Source organism: Bacillus sp. NTK074B (assembly GCF_017303375.1).
Taxonomy (GTDB): domain Bacteria; phylum Bacillota; class Bacilli; order Bacillales; family Bacillaceae_B; genus Rossellomorea.
Genome location: NZ_JAFKOH010000009.1, coordinates 23,996 through 45,411, shown reverse-complemented (window position 1 = coordinate 45,411; position 21,416 = coordinate 23,996). Strand labels below are relative to the sequence as shown.

The window sequence follows — 21,416 nt, the reverse complement described above, 5'->3', positions numbered from 1 at the left end:
CATCGCGAATGGATGCCCCGCGACCCTTATAAAAGCAAAAAAATAGGACGATCCAAGTGATCGTCCAACAAATGAAAACAAAAGGGGGAATACTTAGAAAGCTTATTTTCAGTATGACCGCTCTTTTTTCTTTTTATACATCATTTTACGAAAATCTTTTATGACTCGGTTGTTTCGTATTTCAATTCGTATAACATCTGCATCACACGCAGGAAATCTTCTTCCGTGAATTCTTTGGCTTTACGAAGGATTAGCTTTGTTCGCTTCGTACCGATTTCTTTAATAAGCTGTTCAATTTCTGCATCTACCCCTGCCGGAGGATGCTCTTTCACTTCTCTTTCCATGAGTTCGGAAGCGGGGATATCAAGAACGGTAGAGAGTTTAAGGATCGTTTGTGTATCAGGGATCTGCAGATCAGACTCATATTTCTCAATCGTTTTCGTCCCCAACCGGGCCCGCAATGCAAGCTCCTGCTGAGATAATTTCCGTTCTTCTCTTACCCTTTTCAGATTCTCACCAAAATGTGACATACTAAAGTCCCTCCTCTTAAATGACCTTCCTTATATCTCTAGTTTATCACCATTTGGAAAAAATTAGCCCGGAAACACGTGAACAAAATGTTAAATAAATAAGAGGTCCGTCCCTCAATTGTGAGGGACGGACCTCCGGTGTTCACGTTAAGAAAACGAGTACGATGGCGATTGGTACGATGTAGCGGAGAAGGAAGATCCAGCTGTTAAAGAGACCTTCGGAAATGGACGAACCGGATTGTAGTTCGCTCCAGACGTCTTCGCGTTTTAAACGATAGGATACAAATATCGAGATAAGAAGTGCGCCTATCGGTAATCCGAAACTGCTCGTTATATAATCGGCTAAGTCAAAGAAGTTCTTCCCGCCGATCAAGAATTCATTGAATACACCGAACGAGAGTGCACTTGGAATCCCTGCGATGAATACAAGGATCCCGATCAGCCAAGTAAAGGGCATCCGTTTCTTCTGATTTCCTTTGGACAGGGCAGCGACCCCAATCTCAAGAATGGAAAAAGCAGAGGTCAGTGTGGCAAAGAGTAACAGTACTAGAAACACAGTTAAGAATATGCCACCGAATGCAATTTCATTGAAAACGGCAGGAAGGACGACAAAAGCAATCCCGGGACCTTCATCGGGTTGAAAGCCCAGGGCATATACAGCCGGGAAAATGACCAATCCTGCAAGTAGCGAGATAAAGATATTCAGTCCTGATACACTGATGGCTGACCTTGGCATACTGTCATTCTTCGACAGATAAGAGGCATATGTCACCATGACGGACAGACCCACGGTTAATGCAAAGAATGCCTGTCCCAGAGCAAGTAACACCGTCTCTCCATTCAGATAACTCCAATCAGGAAGTAACAGGAAACGGACACCTTCCATCGCTCCTTCAAGCGTTAGGGACCTGATCACTAAAATGATAAATAAGATGAATAATGCCGGCATCATATAGCGACTGGCACGTTCGATGCCTTTTTGAATCCCGCCTTGAACCACAAGAACGGTAAGAACAATAAAGGCGAATTGTGCGATTAGCACTTCCTTGGGATTCGCTATGATACTTTCAAATAATGCCCCATATTGTTGTTGCGTCTTGCCGATCAGAGTTCCCGTCACACTCCTCCATAAATAGGAAAGAATCCATCCCCCAACCACACTGTAAAAGGATAGGATAATAAAAGATACCACTGTTCCCAAGTATCCGATCCAGTGCCATTTCGAATTCGGGGCCAGTATTCTATACGAAGTGACAGCATCTGCTCCAGCGCGCCTTCCGATGACAAACTCGGCGAGAAGAATGGGGGTACCGATTAAGACAGTAAATAGAATAAAGAGCAAGAAGAAAACACCCCCGCCATTCGCGCCGGCCATGTAAGGGAATTTCCAGATGGCACCCAGGCCGATGGCAGATCCTGCAGCTGCCAGAATAAAGCCAATCTTAGAAGTCCATTGATCTTTCTTGGCCATATTGAAAGCCTCCTCTCAAAAAATAAGATTTTTCAATCGTACTATGTTTTAGATGCCCTGTACACCGGATTTTTAAATTTTCAATAAATAGGGTATAGGGTAGGAAATAGATGAATGAAGGGAAGGTATGTAACCAGTCGTTTTGAATTTCCAGTTATTATGTGTGAAAACGTTTTTTTTCATTACTTTTTAACTAATTATTAGAAAAGTAGTCAAAAAGATGTTAAATAGGCTGGAAATTTTCTCAAGATGTAGTATACTAATTGTAACAAAACGTTCACAAATTATTCTTTTTTTCGCCACAATTGAAAGCGTTTACTAAAGGATTGGAGGAATGGAAATGGATGTCTTTCTTGTATACCTATTCGTCGCAACGGCAACACCGCTTTTTCTTTGGGTCGAGCATCGTAAATGGGCTGTTCTTCACATCCCATTCGTTATAGCGTTATGGTCAGTATTTATCTACTATATAGCCGTACCGGAATTAGGTGGCTGGGGACATGTAACCCTGTGGAGCTTATTTGTTGCAAACCTTGCTTTCGCACATATCTCAGCCTTCATGTTATATGCTGTCCCATTCATTCAAAAACAAAAGAAAAAAAGATCAACGACTGTCAGGAATTTTTAGTCCAGTCCCTCTTGTATAGGGTTGGGCTTTTTTTTTTGTTAAACTAAAAGGAAAATATTACATAATAGAATATGATTTAGAAAATGTTATTTTAAGGCAATGTTTAAAAAACAGAGATTAGCTTGAAAAACCCTGATGAATGCTATACTTACACTGTTTTAATTATGTGGAAATTGGGGAAGCATAACTAGTGAGAATGCAATTATAGATTACGATAGGATGTTCATGGCAGGCAAAGAATATCTTTGCCGAAATTGCGATTCTATGATATAATCTACAATTGCGTGTAAAGACGAAAAATAATATATATACTAGGAGTGTTACCATGACTACAAAATTCGAAACAGGCTCTGTTGTAACAGGTAAAGTTACAGGCATTCAACCATACGGTGCATTCGTTGCACTTGACGAAGAAACACAAGGATTAGTTCACATCTCTGAAATCACTCACGGATTCGTTAAAGATGTAAGCGAGCACCTTTCAGTAGGCGACGAAGTAAAGGTTAAAGTTTTGTCAGTGGACGAAGCAGCTGGTAAAATCAGCCTTTCCATCCGTGCTACAGAGGAAGCTCCAGCAGCACCCCAAGCTAAACCTGCAGCAGCGAAAAAGCCTCGCCGTCAAGGTCAAGGAAGTGTGAAACAAGCAAACGAAGAAACAACACCAGCAGGTTTCAATACACTTAAAGACAAGCTTGAAGAGTGGATCGAGCAATCAGAACGTGAAGATCTTATCAAGAAATAAGATCATTTAAATGAGGCTGTCCTTTTGCGGACAGTCTTTTTTTATGGGTTAATGTAAACGTCTAATTCTGTAGAATCCCCTTATAAAAGAGGATTTTACAACTATATTATAGAATAAGTGATACAATATGATAGATTGGAGGTGGCGAGAATTGAAAGAGAAGATAAGTGATCTTATAGCCGGCAATGAATGTGCTCATGTTCTTTATGCCTACCAGGATAGGGGAAAGTATTTGAAAAATACCATAACCTACATTCTTGAAGGGATTGAAATTGGGGAACACATCATTCTAATAGAGAACGAGAGAAACATGAACGCATTATTTATAGAGTTAAACACCCAATTAACAAGTGATCAATTGGAAAGGGTCCACGCTATTAGTAACTTTGACTTTTATCAATCAAGTGGAAGTTATCATCCTCCAGCTATTTATGAGCAATTAATGAATACCATCACCCCCTTTATTGAGAATGGGGTTGCCTTTAGGTCCTGGACAAATGTGGAGTGGGGGACTTTGGATGATCCTTGCTCTATCGTTGATTGGTTCGAGAACGAAACCGACCGGGTGGTCCACAACCTCAATCTGACCGTTGTCTGTGCTTACGACTCAGAGAAAATGCCGGATCAACTGGAAGAATCCCTAAAGAAAAATCACGGTCATCTAATGTCGGATAAAGATATTTCAACCTCAAAAATATATAGTCAGTGAAAAAAGATGGTCCTCAATGAGGATCATCTTTTTTTGATAGAGGAGGGGGATTGATGGTCCATGGAACAAGTTGTCTTAAATTGACTAAAAATATAGAATGTTTACACAATAATCTTGTCCGTACCTCATAAATGCCCTATAATGGAAAATGAAAGCGCTTAACTAAAAAAATACATAAAAAACAGGAGGATTTTAGATGCTTTATAATAATCCGAACACTGAAGGGTCATTGGTACAATTTAAAGACAAATATGAGAACTTTATCGGAGGGGAATATGTACCACCGGCAAGCGGAGAGTACTTTGAAAATGTATCACCGGTAACGGGGAAGGTCTTTACAAAAATCGCCCGATCGAACAAAGAGGATGTTGAAAAAGCATTGGATGCTGCCCATGCAGCGAAAGAAGCATGGGGAAAAACCTCTGTAACAGAAAGATCAAATATCTTGAATAAAATTGCGGACCGTATAGAAGAAAATCTGGAGATGCTGGCTGTAGCTGAAACGTGGGATAATGGAAAGCCTGTCCGTGAAACAATGGCGGCAGATTTACCGTTAGCGGTTGATCATTTTCGTTACTTCGCTGGATGTATCAGAGGCCAGGAAGGATCATTGGGAGAAATTGATCATGATACGGTTTCTTATCACTTCCATGAGCCGATTGGGGTTGTTGCGCAGATCATCCCTTGGAACTTCCCGATTCTGATGGGGGTATGGAAGATTGCTCCTGCCCTTGCTGCAGGGAATTGCGTGGTATTGAAGCCGGCAGAGCAGACACCAGCTTCCATCATGGTCCTTGTTGAACTGATAGAAGACCTGCTGCCGAAAGGCGTATTGAATGTAGTACAGGGCTTTGGTGTGGAAGCAGGGAAACCTCTGGCTCAAAGTAAGCGTGTAGGTAAAGTAGCCTTCACGGGTGAAACGACAACAGGGCGTCTGATCATGCAATATGCTTCCCAAAATATCATCCCTGTCACATTGGAGCTTGGTGGTAAATCACCTAATATCTTCTTTGAAGATGTAATGGATCAGGATGATGACTTCCTGGATAAGGCGGTAGAAGGTTTCGTCATGTTTGCGCTGAATCAAGGAGAGGTGTGTACATGTCCTTCAAGAGCACTGATTCAGGAATCGATCTATGATAAGTTCATGGAGCGCGCAATCGAACGCGTGAAACAAATCAAACAGGGGAATCCGTTAGACACAGATACAATGCTGGGTGCCCAGGCTTCTCAAGAACAATTGGATAAGATCCTCTCTTATATTGAAATCGGAAAAGAAGAAGGAGCGGAATTACTTATCGGCGGTGAGCAAAATACCCTGGACGGGGATCAGGAAACAGGTTTCTATGTGAAGCCGACGGTATTCAAAGGAAACAACAAAATGCGTATTTTTCAAGAAGAAATCTTTGGTCCGGTTGTTTCTGTTACAACGTTCAAAACGAAAGAGGAGGCACTCGAAATCGCCAATGACACACTGTATGGACTTGGAGCAGGGGTATGGACACGTGATATGAACACGGCCTACCGTTTCGGCAGGGAGGTTCAGGCAGGACGCGTATGGACAAACTGCTATCATCAATATCCGGCACATGCAGCATTCGGAGGCTACAAAATGTCCGGAATCGGTCGTGAAAATCATAAAATGATGCTATCACACTATCAACAAACGAAGAATTTACTTGTCAGCTATAGTCCTAAAGCGTTAGGATTCTTCTAAGATGGAACAGCGACTAGAGGCGACAGAACAGGCACTTCAGCTGATTGAAACGCTAAAGGGTAAGCACGGCACCCTCTTGTTTCATCAGTCTGGAGGATGTTGTGATGGCAGTTCCCCTATGTGTTTAAGTCAAGATGATTTGATCATCGGTGACAGTGATGTATTGGTAGGTACTGTAGCCGACTGTCCTTTCTATATGAACGAACAGCAATATGAGTATTGGAAGCATTTCAAAATCATATTGGATGTAAGAGAAGGAAGAGGAGGAGTGTTCTCCCTTGAATCCACGGAAGGTGTACGATTCATTACGGACTCTAAATTGATGAAAGTATAAGATACTGCACTTTTAGAGGCAGCCTGTTTTCCTGGTTGTCTCTTTTTCTGCGGTGTGAGAAGTCTCCGGCTTGTGGTTCAGGTGAGTTTTTAAGATATCGACCACTCTACACAAAACTACAAACTTCGCCCACCATCCCCCTCGGCCAAAGCCACCCCCGCAAAAAGACCACTCCCCCCAAAATAAGAGAGAAAGAAGCCTGCAACCAATCAAAATGAATTCCGTTCAATCCTATACTTCCGTATCCTGTATTGTAGATTCTGTCTGCTCATTCCAAGTGATTTCGCGGTTTTGGTGATATTAAATTCATGGTATTTCAATGCTTTCTGTATATAATAGGTTTCCGCTTCCTCCATAAATAGTTCCAATGGCTTGATTTCGGTCCCCGATTGGTAGAGGAACTCCGATTCATCCTGACTTTCTTCCCCTCCGGCTGTATGATGAATCCTCTGCCGGAATCCAAATGGAAGGTGGCTGAAGCCTATTTCCTCCTCGAACCTGACCAAATGAAATGCACCCTCTATGACATGTTCAAGCTCCCGGACGTTACCCGGCCAGTCATATTGTTGGAAAATGTCCTGCACCTCATCGGATATCCCTTTAATGTTCATCGCAAAATGATGGTTAAACTGATTGATGAAATAGTCCACAAGCTCCGGCAGATCGCCTTTTCTCGAACGGAGAGAAGGGATGAAGACCGACACGATGCTGAGGCGATAATAAAGATCCTTCAACAGACGGCCATCTGCAATGGCATCGATGGGATCTTCGTTCACAGTCGCCATCACCCGGACGTCAAATGGAAGGTCAGTCCCTTCGGTGAAGAAGTTCAATAGCTTCTCTTGAAGGGAAGGAGTTAATGAGTTGATTTCGTCTAACAGGAGCGTTCCTCCGTCAGCCTGGTGGAAGAGGGAGGGGCGGTGGTCTTCTGAATTGCCTCGTTCTCTTTGATCCTGAAATAACGCTTCTTCGAGCATGTCATCACTCAAGGAAGAACAATTCTGAGTGACGAAAGGACGATTGGCCCTGGCGCTTTCGTTGTGAATGCTTTGAGCGAACAATTCCTTCCCGGTCCCGATTTCACCGCAAATCAATACGGGGGAAGAGGTTCTTGTGGCCTGCTTGCCGGTTTCTACGGCATCCAAGAGCCGGGGGTGATGCCCGAGGATACTGTCGAAGGTGAAAAAGCTGCTTGGCTTTCTATGTACTTGATCTCTCATCACTTTTTCAAGCTTGGTGATATCCCTTGCAATTTCGATGGCTCCAATCAGCACGTCACCGTGAAAAATCGGAAAGGTATCATTCATCGTCGTGATTTCGATGCCGTTCATATTGAAATACGTTTGCTTCACGTTAAGGGTGGGTTCCTTTGTGTTCAAGACTTTTAAAAGGGTGCTTTCTTCCTCAGAGTGAAACTGGAAGACATCCAGCAAATTCTTATCCAGGACGTCTTCGATTTCCATCCCTTCAATTTCCCGCATCTTGCGATTATAGATGATGGTCCTTCCTGTCGAGTCGATGACATGAACGCCTGTTTCAAGATGTTCGGCGACTTTTTCGTACATATACAACCGTCTTTCAAATTCCAGCATACGGTCTCTCTCCTCTTCATAATCATGGATTCTAACTGCAAATGGAATGTCTGGAGGTTTCCATTTGGTGCAAATGTATCGGCGGCTTTATGGTCAGTTCAGGTTAATTTTTTGAAAAAGAATGGGATAATAGAAAATTTTAAAAAAACTCTTGAAAAACGCAACTATCTTTTGCATTATTATAAGTGTAAGGGTTTTCTAAATGCAAATTTTTTTTGCATATCAGTTAATGGACCTTTTCACTCCGGTGTATGAGTGGAAACAGGAGGAGCCTATCGAAACATTAGCTCTATCCTTGTATTTAAATATTTAATTGTTTTTTTATTACGTAAGGAGGAACCTTTCATGTCAGTTAGTACTCATTCAATTATTGAACAAACGGAAAAATATGGTGCAAAAAATTATCATCCACTACCAATCGTTATTTCAGAAGCGGAAGGTGTCTGGGTGAAGGATCCTGAAGGAAATAAATATATGGATATGCTTAGCGCCTATTCAGCAGTAAACCAGGGTCACCGTCATCCAAAGATCATCCAGGCGTTAAAAGATCAGGCAGATCGTGTGACATTAACTTCGCGTGCGTTCCACAATGATCAATTAGCTCCTTGGTATGAAAAGATTTGTCAGCTGACAGGTAAAGACATGGCTCTTCCAATGAATACGGGTGCAGAGGCTGTGGAAACGGCAATCAAGACGGCTCGTCGCTGGGCATATGATGTGAAGGGTGTAGCAGAAAACAGTGCAGAAATCATCGCATGCAATGGAAACTTCCACGGAAGAACGATGACAGCTGTTTCCCTTTCTTCAGAAGAAGAATACAAGCGCGGATTCGGTCCGATGCTACCAGGGATCAACCTGATTCCTTACGGTGATCTGGAAGCTTTGAAAGAAGCAATCACTCCAAATACAGCGGCTTTCCTCATTGAACCGATCCAGGGTGAAGCGGGGATCGTATTCCCTCCTAAAGGGTTCATGAAAGCGGCGTATGAACTATGTAAAGAAAATAACGTTCTGTTCATTGCCGATGAAATCCAGGCAGGTCTTGCGCGCTCCGGTAAAATGTTTGCCTGTGAATGGGAAGATGTCGATCCTGACATGTACATTCTGGGTAAAGCACTAGGAGGCGGAGTATTCCCGATTTCATGTGTTGTAGCGGATAAAGAAGTACTGGGCGTATTCAATCCAGGGTCACACGGGTCCACTTTCGGAGGAAACCCAATGGCTTGTGCGGTATCTGTTGCATCCCTTGATGTGTTGATTGATGAAGATCTTGCAGGGCGTTCTCTTCAAATGGGAGAATACTTTATGAGTAAACTTCGTGAGATAGATAATCCTATGATTAAGGAAGTTCGTGGCAGCGGTTTATTCATTGGTGTGGAGCTAAATGAACCGGCTCGTAAATACTGTGAACAACTGAAAGAAGAAGGACTGCTTTGTAAAGAGACGCATGACACAGTGATTCGTTTCGCTCCACCGCTTGTCATCTCACAAGAAGACCTGGACTGGGCAATCGAGAGAATCAAAAAAGTATTGTCTTAATACGTGTTCGGGTAAGAAGATTTTTTCCTGAATTGGGTCAAAACACGCAGGAAAATAAAAATTATTTCTTTCCTAAGTCAATGGTTTAAGATACGGTAATATGTTACAATTACAACGTTTCAGATCACATAATAAAGAGGCGAATGTTTACAATGGGAGAAAACCTTAATCTGTTTACTTCTACACAGCATGTCATCAATGATGCTTTATCAAAGCTTGGATATACGGAAGAAATGTATGAACTTCTGAAAGAGCCGATTCGTATGTTGACCGTTCGTATCCCGGTTCGAATGGACGATGGCAGTATCAAAGTATTTACAGGCTACCGTGCTCAACATAATGATGCAGTAGGCCCTACCAAAGGTGGCGTACGATTTCATCCTGAAGTCGATGAAGAGGAAGTAAAGGCTTTATCCATGTGGATGAGCTTGAAGTGCGGCATTGTGGATCTGCCATATGGCGGGGGAAAAGGTGGGATCATCTGTGACCCAAGAACGATGTCCTTCACTGAACTGGAGAAGCTGAGTCGCGGGTATGTCCGTGCCATCAGTCAGATTGTCGGACCGACAAAGGATATCCCGGCTCCTGATGTATACACAAATTCTCAAATCATGGCTTGGATGATGGATGAATACAGCCGTCTCCGTGAAAATGATTCACCAGGATTCATTACAGGGAAGCCGATTGTCCTTGGTGGTTCACAAGGCCGTGAAAAGGCAACGGCTCAAGGTGTGACGATCTGTATCGATCAGGCAGCGAAGAAACGTGGCATTGATATTAAAGGTGCTCGAGTCGTTATCCAAGGTTTTGGAAATGCCGGCAGTTTCTTAGCGAAATTCATGCATGATGCAGGTGCCAAGGTAATCGCGATTTCCGATGCCCATGGAGCCCTCCATGATCCGGCAGGTCTGGATATTGACTATCTGTTGGACCGCCGTGATAGCTTCGGTACGGTCACGACGTTATTTGAAAACACGATTTCAAATAAGGAATTACTTGAGCTTGAATGTGACATCCTTGTTCCTGCTGCGATTTCAAACCAGATTACGGAAGAGAATGTCTATGATATTAAAGCATCCATTGTGGTAGAGGCTGCAAATGGTCCGACTACCTTTGAAGCAACACGAATCCTCTCTGAAAGAGGAATCCTCCTTGTACCGGACGTCCTTGCAAGTGCCGGTGGAGTGACGGTTTCTTACTTCGAATGGGTTCAGAATAATCAAGGGTACTACTGGACGGAAGAAGAAGTAAACGAGAAGCTTTATGCTAAACTTGTTGAAGCTTTCAACAATGTATACGAAACATCTCAGAATCGTCGGGTGAATATGCGACTAGCCGCATACATGGTCGGCGCACGCAAAATGGCTGAAGCCTCAAGATTTAGAGGTTGGGTATAACGATCGCATGATGAAGGAACGTATTCTCATTTTTTTATATGAGGTGCGTTCTTTTTTGTCTTTAAAGGAATTTGGATAAAAATGTAGAAATGATTAAAAAGCGTACATTGTGGGTAAAATCATTGAAATTGACTTAGAGGTATTTTCATCGTACGATACGTATGTTCTTGTGTTTAAACCGTTAAACATTAAAAATTCGGAGGGAACCAAATGTCTACTGAATTATTCATAGAGGAAGCTTCGCCTGAAGCGATAGAATCCAGCCTTCAACAACATAAGCAATTCTTCAAATCCGGGGTGACAAGGCCTATTGAATACAGAAAAGAAGTGTTGGAGAAGTTCTCCACCGTCATCAAAAACCATGAAGCAGAGATGATTGATGCACTGAAAAAAGATCTGAATAAATCAGAGATGGAAACGTATACGACAGAGATTGGTATCCTGCTGGAGGAAATTCGATTCGTCCTGAAGCATATCCACGAGTGGGCGGAACCGAAAAAAGTGAAAACAGCGAAGACCCATATTGGTTCAAAAGCGTACACGGTACCGGAGCCTTACGGAGTCACTTTGATCATCGCGCCATGGAACTATCCGATTCAGTTGGCACTTGCACCGGTCATCGGAGCGATCGCAGCAGGGAATACGGCCATCATAAAGCCCTCAGAGCTCACTCCTACCACTTCTGCGTTACTGGCTCAAATGATTAACACCCACTTTGATCCAAGACAGCTCTTTGTCATTGAAGGCGGAGTGGAGACGACACAGTCGCTTCTGAAGCAACCATTCGATTATATCTTTTTCACCGGGAGTGTACCTGTTGGGAAAGTAGTCATGGAAGCTGCCGCAAAGCAATTAATACCTGTCACCCTTGAATTGGGCGGAAAAAGCCCTTGCATCGTGGACGAAACGGCAGATATCGCACTTGCCGCCAAGAGGATTGCTTTTGGGAAAGTGACGAACGCAGGTCAGACCTGTATTGCTCCGGATTATCTATTTATCCATAGCAGCAAGAAGGATGAATTCATAACGGAATTTAAGAAAACGGTGATTGACTTCTATGGAACAGAACCTTTGAAAAGTGATAAATTCGGACGGATTGTCAACGAGCGACACTTCAATCGTTTGACCAGTTATTTGGAAGATGGGGAAATCCTTTTGGGAGGGAATGTGGATTCTGCAAGTTTGAAAATAGAGCCAACCCTTATGAAGCCAAGAGATTTTTCGGTACCTGTGATGCAGGATGAAATATTCGGCCCTGTTTTTCCAATGATAGAATTCCAGGAACTCGACGAAGTCATTGACTTTGTGACAGAACGGCCGAAACCTCTGGCATTATATTTATTCACGAGCAACCCGGTTACAGAAGAGAAGATCAACGGATCGATTTCCTATGGGGGAGGGTGTGTAAATGATACACTTATGCACATCGTAACGCCTTATCTTCCTTTTGGCGGTGTTGGGGAAAGCGGTATCGGGAATTATCATGGAGAATCAAGTTTTTCAACCTTCTCTCATTACAAGAGCATCTTGAAACAGACGACGAAATTCGATATGAGCTTCCGATATCCGAGTGCGCGATTCGGTATGCAGATCATCAAAAAGTTGTTGAAATAGGAAAAAGGTTGGGACATAACTAAATCCATATGCTCTAAAGACGAACAGCCTATGAATATTTTTAAGATCACGTGATACACCGCTGTTAATTACCGTGCATGACTTCCCTTTCCGCGGGCGGAAGGCTAACCTCCTCCCAGCTTTCGCTCCTCTAGGGGTCTCACCTGTTCCGCTTTTCTCCCAGGAGTCTTCGCCTTGCACTCCAATCAACAGCCAGAACCTGATTGATAAATGGATTAAGCTTTAGCACTAAAAATGAAAAATCCGAACGAGTATGATTTTTAGTTAAATCACTCGTTCGGATTTTCCTTTAGCTGAAATCTTTTTGTTCCAGCCTCTTTGCGTTCATTTATCTCGTTGGTTCTGTATGTGGTTCTCTTTCAAGCTCTTCCGTCGGTTTGAATAACAGACCAAGGTTTATGAGGCCTGCAATTCCTACTAAACCGTAAACGATTCGGGATAAAGCGGCATCTTGACCACCAAAGATGGCTGCAACAAGATCAAATTGAAAGAAACCGATAAGTCCCCAGTTGACGGCTCCGATGATCGTAAGAACCAATGCAATACGTTGAATTCCACTCATGATGTTTTCCTCCTACTATTCAATGGCTCATATATAACTTTCCCTTAGTGAGCATTCCTATTCAATGTGTTCATAATAAAATTTCCTTGTGCAGTTTCTTTGCAATTTGGGGATGATATATTCGATAATAGAAAATGTGTTCAAAACATTTTGGGTTACGAAAGAAGTCAGCCCTCATTAAATACAAGGAGGTAACAAATAATGAATGAATTTACTTTTTATAATCCGACTAAATTGATTTTTGGTAAAGGACAAGTAGAACAATTAAAAGAATTGGTACCTCAATATGGTAAAAAGGTGCTTGTCGTTTATGGCGGCGGCAGCATCAAACGAAACGGCCTTTACGATCAGGTCATGTCAATTCTTAAGGGAATTGACAGTGAAGTATTCGAACTATCCGGAGTGGAACCGAATCCGCGACTGTCTACAGTGAGACGGGGAGTGGAAATCGCTAAAGAAAAGTCCATCGATTTCATCCTGGCGGTTGGTGGAGGTAGCGTCATCGATTGTACAAAAGCGATCGCCGCCGGTGCAAAATATGACGGAGATGCTTGGGATCTTGTAACGAAGAAGGCTTTTGCGAAAGAAGCTCTTCCATTCGGAACGGTTCTTACCCTTGCTGCCACCGGTTCTGAAATGAATGCCGGATCGGTCATCACGAACTGGGAAACAAATGAAAAATACGGCTGGGGAAGCCCTGCTACATTCCCGCAATTCTCCATCCTTGACCCTGAAAATACATTCACAGTACCGAAAGATCATACAATATATGGAATGGTTGATATGATGAGTCACGTGTTTGAGCAGTACTTCAATAATGCTACAAACACACCACTTCAAGATCGTATGTGTGAATCTGTACTGAATACAGTGATCGAAACGGCTCCTAAGTTGATCAATGATCTCGAAAACTACGAGCTGCGCGAAACGATTCTGTACTCTGGTACCATCGCGCTTAATGGAATGCTGCAAATGGGTTACAACGGTGACTGGGCAAGTCATAACATCGAGCATGCCGTGTCTGCTGTATATGACATCCCTCATGCAGGTGGACTTGCGATCCTGTTCCCGAACTGGATGAAGCATAATCTGAAAGTGAATCCTTCTCGATTTGCTCAGCTGGCAGAACGTGTATTCAATGTGGATCCAGCCGGTAAATCGGAAGAGGAAGTGGCCCTTGAAGGAATTGACAAGCTTCGTGAATTCTGGTCAAGCCTAGGTGCTCCAACACGCCTGGCGGACTACGACATTGATGATAGCCAGATCGACCTTATGGCTGACAAAGCAATGGTGAACGGAGAATTCGGTAACTTCAACAAACTGAACAAAGAAGACGTACTTGCCATCTTAAGAGCTTCACTTTAAGAAAGTTTGGGAGGGACGGACCTTGTCACAAGGTCCGTCCCTCTTTTTTGATGGGGTTCTCAGCAAAGGCGCGGGGAATCCTGCCGAAACCGAAAGAATTGAATATTTCCTTTTATAATCTGATGTTAGGCGGTTTTCCTGCCAGGAATTAGGGGAACATAAGCGGGTGAGGCCAGTGGTAAATAAAAAGTTTAAGATGCACACGCTTACATGAAGAGGGCTTTCTTGATTCTCGGGTCCGCTTTCGATAAAGTGAGATAGAAGAAAATAATTATTTAATCGGAGGATGGTTATGACACACATTCGTTTTGATTATTCAAAAGCGTTATCGTTTTTTGGAGAACACGAACTTACATACTTAAGTGATGCTGTGAAGGTTGCTCATCATTCACTACATGAACAAACAGGAGCCGGGAGCGACTTCCTTGGTTGGGTCGACCTTCCTGTAGATTATGACAAAGAGGAATTTTCCCGTATTCAAAAATCTGCTGAGAAGATTAAAAAAGATTCTGACATTCTGCTTGTCATCGGTATCGGCGGGTCTTACCTCGGTGCACGTGCAGCGATCGAGATGCTGAACCACAGCTTCTATAATGCCCTGCCGAAGGATAAGCGTTCAACACCGCAAGTGTTATTCGTAGGACAAAACATCAGCTCCACCTATATGAGAGACTTAATGGATCTTCTGGATGGAAAAGACTTTTCCATTAATGTGATCTCAAAGTCCGGTACAACGACTGAGCCGGCACTTGCCTTCCGTATCTTCCGCAATATGCTTGAAGAAAAGTACGGAGTGGAAGAAGCGTGTAAGCGTATTTACGCGACTACGGATAAATCAAAGGGTGCCTTGAAGACCCTGGCAACGGATGAAGGTTATGAAACATTCGTCGTTCCTGATGATATCGGCGGACGTTATTCTGTTCTGACAGCAGTAGGATTGCTTCCGATCGCCGTCAGCGGAGTGGAAATTGAGACGATGATGGACGGTGCAGCTCAGGCCCGTGAAGATTTCGGTAAATCCGAGCTTACCGAAAACCCTGCATATCAGTATGCTGCGGTTCGTAACGCCCTTTACAACAAAGGCAAAACAATCGAAATGCTCATCAACTATGAGCCTGGGTTACAATACTTTGCTGAGTGGTGGAAGCAATTGTTCGGTGAAAGTGAAGGAAAAGACCAGAAAGGAATTTATCCTTCTTCTGCCAACTTTTCTACGGATCTTCATTCTCTTGGACAATATGTTCAGGAAGGTCGCCGTGATATTTTTGAAACAGTCATCAAAGTTTCAGAGCCACGCCACGAGCTGAAGATCGAGAAAGCAGACAGCGATCTGGATGGCCTGAACTACCTGGCTGGCGAAACAGTGGACTTTGTGAACAATAAAGCGCTCGAGGGTACACTGCTTGCCCATACAGATGGAGGGGTACCTAACCTCATCTTAGAAATTCCTGCTATGGATGCATACACATTCGGTTACCTTGTGTACTTTTTCGAGAAAGCATGCGCCATGAGCGGATACCTCCTTGGAGTGAACCCATTTGACCAGCCGGGAGTGGAAGCGTACAAGGTGAATATGTTTGCCCTTCTTGGAAAACCTGGTTTCGAAGAGAAGAAAGCCGAGCTTGAAAAACGCCTTAAATAATTACAAAAAGAGCACCGAGGTTGAAACGGTGCTCTTTTTACATTTTTCTTTCCCTTTGGGAGAAACTATCCCTAAAAGAAAGGGGATGCATCCATGTGATTGAGCTTTCATCGACTATAGAAGGAAAACATTATCAACTGTATAAACTTGAACAGCTTTTAAAGCCGCTTGGGTATTCGATTGGCGGTAACTGGGATTACGACCATGGCTATTTCGACTACAAAATTGATGACGAGGTAGGCTATCAATTTTTAAGGGTGCCGTTTACCTCAGTAGACGGGCAATTGGATTCAAGAGGGGCTACCGTTGAATTCGGTAAACCGTTTCTTCTTTCCCATAAATATCAAATCGGTTTGGATGATTTTGCGTCAACCGGAAGCTTCTCCGGTTCGGTCAATCAATTCTCGGAGCCCCAGGATCCCGATGCAAGCTTTCCTGAAGAGTACATTGCCGTAGGGAAGGAGCTTGTGAAAGAACTTGAGAATACGCTGTTCTCTAGTTAGAAATTACAAGAAGCTCGTCTGATGCTTCAACGATAGTTGTTAAAGGAGGATTCACAGTTGTGTTTTCTCCTTTTTTTATGCCTAAAAGGATAACGTTGTGCTTGAGAAGATGCCCACTGAGAGAGTGGAAATTTTCATTGATATACTCTTCTGCAACAGGGACCAGTTTCAGGTTATTTCCTTTAAGGTGGTTCAACAGCTTTAAAATGGTTTTAGACATTCCTTGAGATATAATGCTGTTCATCATCACATAGCTTGTCTGCATATTCGTCTGGATGACCTCATCGGCCCCAGCCCGCTTCGCATTCGCCACCTGATCTTTCTGAAGAATTTCAACCACCGTATACAACTCCGGATGGTTTCCTTTGATGGCAAGGAGCGTCAAGACAGAATTCATATCCGATGTGACTTCATCTTTATTTTGATCGGCGGTAATGACGGCTATCGATGCTTCATGCAAATTGACTTTTTTCAGGATCGCGTCCTTGAAAGGGGTTCCCTTTATAAAATGAATATGATGATTGTTATAAGGGTTCTTCTGGAGGGTTTCATCCACCAAGATGATATCACACCCTGCCTGAAGGGAGGTAAGCTGATTGATCACTTCCCGTGCACGCTCATTCCAGCCTACGATCACGACATGTTCTCTTCCTTTGAAAGTAGCCTTCCCTTCAAGGTAAGCGTTCTGTGTCATGACGGTTTCCGCTGCAAGAGTGACAAAATAGGTGGAAAGAAAGCCGGCACCAACCAGGATAAGCACAATACCGAGCAGTCTTCCTTCTATTGTTAGTGGAACAAAATCTCCATAACCAACCGTGGAGGTCGTAATAATGGCCCACCAGATCCCGTCGAATAAAGATGGGAAGGTATCAGGTTCTATGAAATGAATGATGGTGCCAAATGACAGCATCAGCGTGATGGCAATCATGAATATCCGTATAACTAAGGGCCAGCGCAAGAACCCATGAAACAATTGCTGTACCATTCTACCAGCTCCTTTTTCACCTGCACTGACCATTATTTCCTTTTCAGGATCGTCTCATAACTATTGAAGCCATTCTTTCTTCAATAAGCTGTACATATTGGCATCATATGCATGGCCATCCTGAAGGATATATTCCCTCAGAAGCCCTTCCTGCTTGAAACCAAGCTTTTCCACCACTCTTGAAGAAGCTTTGTTAAAAGGAACGATAACCGCACCGACGCGGTTCATGCCTTTATCCGTAAAGAGATAGCTGAGTAGCGGGGAAAGTGCCTCACCCATGATTCCTTTACCCCATTGATCGGGTGTCAGATCGTATCCGATCTCGCAGCGTTTATATGCCTTGGAGATGGCGTGGAACCCGCAGGTCCCGATCATCCTGTCAGCCTCTTTCTCCACGATGGCAAAGCGCATCGGACCGCCTGATTCCAAATGCTTTTTATAGTTCTCCACCATGGTGATTGCCACATCTTTTGACTCAATGGGACTCATCCCAAAATAGGCAAGAACCTCCTCAGAAGTATAGAGCTCGTATAGGAAATCGACGTCTTTCATGGTAATTTGTCTTAAAATCAATCGTTCTGTTTCAAATAATGGGTATTTTTCCAAAATTATCAACTCCTCGTGAATGAAAGTATATCATGGAATGATTATGGGGAGAGTAGAAAGTTTCATAGATTCCCCCTTTCATTTGAGATCATTTTTTTGAGGAAGTATCGTGAAGGAGACTAATCCAGAAGAGAATAAAAGCCCCTGTCCCGATGGACAGAAGCTTTCTCGTATAGAAATTATACCCGAAGATTATGCTTTCTGCCATTGAGAGTCTTTCATATTGATCAAAAGAGACCGTTTCAACGCGGAAACGGATGTCTGGCCGGAGAGAGCCATTGTCAAATCAAGGTCTGCCAGGACATTCCGGATCACATCTTTAACACCCTGCTCCCCAGCGAGAGTCAACCCGTACATATAGGGTCTTCCCAGGAGAACCGAACTTGCTCCAAGGCTCAGTGCTTTCACCACATCCGCTCCCCGACGGATACCGCTGTCAAATAGTACAGGGATTCGATGGTTCACAACCTGACAAATCAAAGGCAATGAGTCTAAGGCACCCATTGCCCCGTCTACCTGTCTGCCGCCGTGATTGGAAACGATGATCCCATCCACCCCATGATCGATAGCCAGTTGTGCATCATCGGGATGAAGGATTCCTTTCAACAGGATCGGGAGACGGGTATGTTCCCGGAGAAACCCAAGGTCTTCCCATGTCAACGCTGCATTGCCAAATACCCTGGCCCATAGGGAAGCCGCTGCCTTCTTATCCGATTCAGGAGGGTCTTTCAACATGGAGCGAAATACAGGATCGCTCACATAGTTCCCCACCCCTTCTCCCCAAAGGAAGGGAAGATAGGCATTTTCCAAATCTGATTCACGCCATGCCATCATCGGAGCGTCCAGTGTCACGACGATGGCTGAGTATCCTGCTGATTCTGCCCGGCGAAGCATGCTGGCTGCTATCTCCGGTTCCCTGCTCCAATAAAGCTGGAACCATCTGGGGGCATCGCCCATGACAGAAGCGATTTCTTCCAAAGAAAAGGTAGAGGCGGAGCTCGCGATGAACGGTACATTCATGGAAGCGGCCGCCCGTGCAGATGCCAGCTCCCCCTCAGGATGAACAATGGATTGCACGCCGATGGGAGCCAGCAAAAGGGGGGAGGGATAGTATTCTCCAAATAAAGACACTTGGAGGTTACGATTTTCCGTGTTCCTCAGCATGCGGGGAACAATCTGCCATCGCTCAAGAGCATTCCGGTTGGCACGCATCGTCTCCTCACCGCCGGCCCCACCCGCTACATAATAAAAAGGACCGTCCTCAAGCTTTTCCCTGGCCCGCTGTTCAAGTTCTTCAAACCGGAATGGGATGGAGGGACGGACTTTACCCTGATAGATTTCATTTTGGACTGTATTTCCATATTGATTCATTGATTTCGTCTCCTTTCTATGTATGCCGCGGTGGTGCAGATAGTAAAAAGGAAGCGTGTGTCATCGGCGGGCTGTCCTTTTATAAGAAAATCGTAACGTCATTATACAGAATAGTCAATCAATTAAAAGAGGAAGAAGCCAGATTCTAAAGACCGGACTCCTCCGCTTATATCCCAACTTGATCTTCAATCGCATCCAACTTCTGTTCAAGCTCGTCAGACACGGTTTTCACTTCTTCCCGTTTCTTTGATTCCAGGTCATTCATGTAGTTTCTGATTTTCTCCTGACGTTCATCAAAGAGAGCAGAGATGGCCTCCCGTTTTTCAGAATCAATGACTTTCTCTTCTTCCAGGCTGTTGAGTATTTGTGTCAGCCTGTTTTGCTCATTTTGTCGCATGCTTTGATAAGTGGAGAAGATTCCCCTTATGGCATTGTAGTGGTCGACGGTCGTCCACACATTGTCGCTGAACCGGTTGACCGCCCACCATCTCCAAGTATTTTTATTGATCGCTTCTTTCCAGACATTTTCAATCTCGGATAATTGCTGTTTCGTTTTGACTGAAGAGTAATCTCCACCGCCTGCTTCTGCAACTCTCTTCAATTGTTCATCTGCTTCTGTGTCTACATCGAATCCGATGATATTGATGTTGACATTGGTGTTATCGTTCTTCACCTTTTGAGCGGCCTTCACCGGATCGCCATCACAGGTTTCGATTCCATCGCTCACCACATAGATGAAGTTCTCCGTATTCTCATCACTTTGGGAGGAGAGCTGTTCGTTGGCTAATTCGATACTCGATGCCAGCGGGGTCCAGCCTTTTGGGTTGAATGTCGAAAGTGATTGTGAGAAAGCGGATCTGTCATATGGCTGAAGGGGGTATAATGCTTCAACGGCCTTACATGACATGTCCTTGTCTGCATCACTTCCTGTCCCCTTGTGACCGAACGCAATCAGGGAAACATTCACGGATTCGGGAAGTTCCTTTGCAAGACGATCCAGGCTCTCCTTGGCAAGGGACATCTTGCTTTCACCGTCCACCTCGGCCTTCATGCTCCCACTAGAGTCGATCAATAAAGCAACATTGATCCCTTTGTCTTTTTTTTGGGTGATTTCATCCATTTCCATATCCTGCAGGAGTCGTCCATCCGGCAATTTCAATTCATCGTACACAACCTCATATTCTTCAAGCTCTGAGGCAATGTCTCCATATCCGGTCTGGAGGTGGGAGAGAATGGAGTGTGCCAACTCCTGTTCAGTCCATTTCTTTGTTCCTTCTTTGCCCGCCAGTTCCATATAGTCATCGATGGCTTTGCCGGTAGCATCCTTATATGCTTTGGGTTCTTTGGTCCAGCTTTTCTTTTCTATGTAAGTTTGATAGAGTTCTCCCGGGTCAGAACGGATCCATTCTTCCGGCGGGATGCCCGATACGTCCACTTTCTTTGATGCCGTGGTCGAACTGTCCGGCTCCTGTGGGGATCTATCCTTTGTGGATGCCTTTTCTGAAGCATCCTGACATCCAGTTAAAAGGATGAAAAGGAGGGCTAAGTGGAATAATGGTTTCAATTGTTTCATAACCTTCGCCTTCTTTCTCTAACATTCTGCAGTGTCCTGTTTTATCCATAAATTTACTTTTTATCTACTACCCTTTGGACCATGACAATAACCCCATTAAGCATGGAGAAATGCTGTTACAAATTGAAGTTACGTGTTTTCGTATACATTGTTGTTCTTGGATGTAGCCAGTGGTGCCCGCAGTTCCCTTCACCCTCCTGCACTACTACCTAAATGACAAGCATCGTAAATCTTAGTTTGTATACGGATAGCAACAATCTTTGCGAAAACAACCAAAGGTAAACATAAAAAAAAGACGTCCTTATCGCAAATAAGGACGTCTTTTTTTATGTATTCGGTATGGAGCATAGCGGGATCGAACCGCTGACCTTTTGGCTGCCAGCCAAACGCTCTCCCAGCTGAGCTAATGCCCCGTGAATCGGTCAAGATTTATTATATGAAAAGTAATGCCATCCGTCAATCCCTTTTTGGGAATATTATTTATTTTCCGCTGGAGAATTTACATTCGTTCAAAC

At 43.9% G+C, this 21,416-nt stretch carries 19 protein-coding genes and 1 tRNA gene; 11 read left to right on the top strand and 9 right to left on the bottom strand.

Annotation, left to right across the window (positions count from 1 at the left end; translation table 11 throughout):
• Positions 1-158: 158 nt before the first annotated feature.
• Together JI667_RS15360 and JI667_RS15355 are read right to left on the bottom strand one after the other, a co-directional pair.
• Positions 159-530, bottom strand: coding sequence for a helix-turn-helix domain-containing protein (locus tag JI667_RS15360; protein WP_206856727.1), 372 nt, complete (start codon positions 528-530; stop codon positions 159-161).
• 142 nt (positions 531-672) lie between these two features.
• Positions 673-2,001: a sodium-dependent transporter gene (locus JI667_RS15355; protein ID WP_206856726.1), complete on the bottom strand. Its 1,329-nt coding sequence runs from the start codon at positions 1,999-2,001 to the stop codon at positions 673-675.
• Between the two features lie 340 nt (positions 2,002-2,341).
• Between JI667_RS15355 and JI667_RS15350 the strand changes: the two genes are divergently transcribed.
• The 5 genes from JI667_RS15350 (at position 2,342) to JI667_RS15330 (ending at position 6,131) form a co-directional block, all read left to right on the top strand.
• A complete protein-coding gene (locus tag JI667_RS15350; RefSeq protein ID WP_206856725.1) occupies positions 2,342-2,629 on the top strand; it encodes a spore morphogenesis/germination protein YwcE in 288 nt (95 codons plus the stop codon).
• Between the two features lie 325 nt (positions 2,630-2,954).
• Positions 2,955-3,371: a S1 domain-containing post-transcriptional regulator GSP13 gene (gene yugI, locus JI667_RS15345; protein ID WP_206856724.1), complete on the top strand. Its 417-nt coding sequence runs from the start codon at positions 2,955-2,957 to the stop codon at positions 3,369-3,371.
• Between the two features lie 151 nt (positions 3,372-3,522).
• A complete protein-coding gene (locus JI667_RS15340; RefSeq protein WP_206856723.1) occupies positions 3,523-4,080 on the top strand; it encodes an MEDS domain-containing protein in 558 nt (185 codons plus the stop codon).
• 196 nt (positions 4,081-4,276) lie between these two features.
• Complete coding sequence (gene adh / locus JI667_RS15335; protein WP_206856722.1) at positions 4,277-5,797, top strand: aldehyde dehydrogenase; 1,521 nt, start codon at positions 4,277-4,279, stop codon at positions 5,795-5,797.
• 1 nt (position 5,798) lies between these two features.
• Entirely contained in the window at positions 5,799-6,131 is a 333-nt protein-coding gene (locus tag JI667_RS15330) for a DUF779 domain-containing protein (RefSeq protein ID WP_206856721.1), read from the top strand.
• 209 nt (positions 6,132-6,340) lie between these two features.
• On the opposite strand, the gene JI667_RS15325 is transcribed toward JI667_RS15330, so the two are convergent.
• Positions 6,341-7,723: a sigma-54 interaction domain-containing protein gene (locus JI667_RS15325; RefSeq protein ID WP_206856719.1), complete on the bottom strand. Its 1,383-nt coding sequence runs from the start codon at positions 7,721-7,723 to the stop codon at positions 6,341-6,343.
• Between the two features lie 345 nt (positions 7,724-8,068).
• On the opposite strand from JI667_RS15325, the gene JI667_RS15320 reads away from it, so the two are divergent.
• The 3 genes from JI667_RS15320 (at position 8,069) to JI667_RS15310 (ending at position 12,273) form a co-directional block, all read left to right on the top strand.
• Positions 8,069-9,262 (top strand): ornithine--oxo-acid transaminase, encoded by a 1,194-nt coding sequence (locus JI667_RS15320; protein WP_206856716.1) that lies wholly within the window; start codon positions 8,069-8,071, stop codon positions 9,260-9,262.
• Between the two features lie 152 nt (positions 9,263-9,414).
• Positions 9,415-10,659, top strand: coding sequence for a Glu/Leu/Phe/Val family dehydrogenase (locus JI667_RS15315; RefSeq protein ID WP_206857047.1), 1,245 nt, complete (start codon positions 9,415-9,417; stop codon positions 10,657-10,659).
• Positions 10,660-10,869: 210 nt separating this feature from the next.
• A complete protein-coding gene (locus JI667_RS15310; protein ID WP_206856715.1) occupies positions 10,870-12,273 on the top strand; it encodes an aldehyde dehydrogenase in 1,404 nt (467 codons plus the stop codon).
• Between the two features lie 349 nt (positions 12,274-12,622).
• Here JI667_RS15310 and JI667_RS15305 read toward each other — a convergent pair whose 3' ends face one another.
• Positions 12,623-12,856 carry a DUF378 domain-containing protein gene (locus JI667_RS15305; protein WP_098350129.1) on the bottom strand — a complete coding sequence of 78 codons (234 nt, stop codon included), beginning with the start codon at positions 12,854-12,856 and terminating at the stop codon, positions 12,623-12,625.
• A 201-nt stretch (positions 12,857-13,057) separates the two neighbouring features.
• Here JI667_RS15305 and JI667_RS15300 point away from each other — a divergent pair, with 201 nt between their 5' ends.
• The 3 genes from JI667_RS15300 to JI667_RS15290 all read left to right on the top strand — a co-directional run bounded on the left by JI667_RS15300 (position 13,058) and on the right by JI667_RS15290 (position 16,366).
• Complete coding sequence (locus JI667_RS15300) at positions 13,058-14,221, top strand: iron-containing alcohol dehydrogenase (protein WP_206856714.1); 1,164 nt, start codon at positions 13,058-13,060, stop codon at positions 14,219-14,221.
• A 292-nt stretch (positions 14,222-14,513) separates the two neighbouring features.
• Positions 14,514-15,863 carry a glucose-6-phosphate isomerase gene (locus JI667_RS15295; RefSeq protein WP_206856713.1) on the top strand — a complete coding sequence of 450 codons (1,350 nt, stop codon included), beginning with the start codon at positions 14,514-14,516 and terminating at the stop codon, positions 15,861-15,863.
• A 95-nt stretch (positions 15,864-15,958) separates the two neighbouring features.
• Complete coding sequence (locus tag JI667_RS15290) at positions 15,959-16,366, top strand: YugN-like family protein (protein ID WP_206856711.1); 408 nt, start codon at positions 15,959-15,961, stop codon at positions 16,364-16,366.
• Here JI667_RS15290 and JI667_RS15285 read toward each other — a convergent pair.
• The 5 genes from JI667_RS15285 to JI667_RS15265 form a co-directional block, all read right to left on the bottom strand.
• The gene (locus tag JI667_RS15285) at positions 16,359-17,351 is read right to left on the bottom strand and encodes a potassium channel family protein (RefSeq protein ID WP_206856709.1); all 993 of its coding nucleotides are present in this window, start codon (positions 17,349-17,351) and stop codon (positions 16,359-16,361) included. The genes JI667_RS15290 and JI667_RS15285 overlap by 8 nt on opposite strands.
• Positions 17,352-17,411: 60 nt before the next feature.
• The gene (locus JI667_RS15280) at positions 17,412-17,957 is read right to left on the bottom strand and encodes a GNAT family N-acetyltransferase (protein WP_206856707.1); all 546 of its coding nucleotides are present in this window, start codon (positions 17,955-17,957) and stop codon (positions 17,412-17,414) included.
• 192 nt (positions 17,958-18,149) lie between these two features.
• Entirely contained in the window at positions 18,150-19,328 is a 1,179-nt protein-coding gene (locus JI667_RS15275) for a lactate 2-monooxygenase (protein ID WP_206856706.1), read from the bottom strand.
• A gap of 166 nt (positions 19,329-19,494) precedes the next feature.
• The gene (locus JI667_RS15270) at positions 19,495-20,901 is read right to left on the bottom strand and encodes a vWA domain-containing protein (RefSeq protein ID WP_206856705.1); all 1,407 of its coding nucleotides are present in this window, start codon (positions 20,899-20,901) and stop codon (positions 19,495-19,497) included.
• Between the two features lie 340 nt (positions 20,902-21,241).
• Positions 21,242-21,314 (bottom strand) — tRNA-Ala (locus JI667_RS15265).
• Between the last annotated feature and the right edge of the window lie 102 nt (positions 21,315-21,416).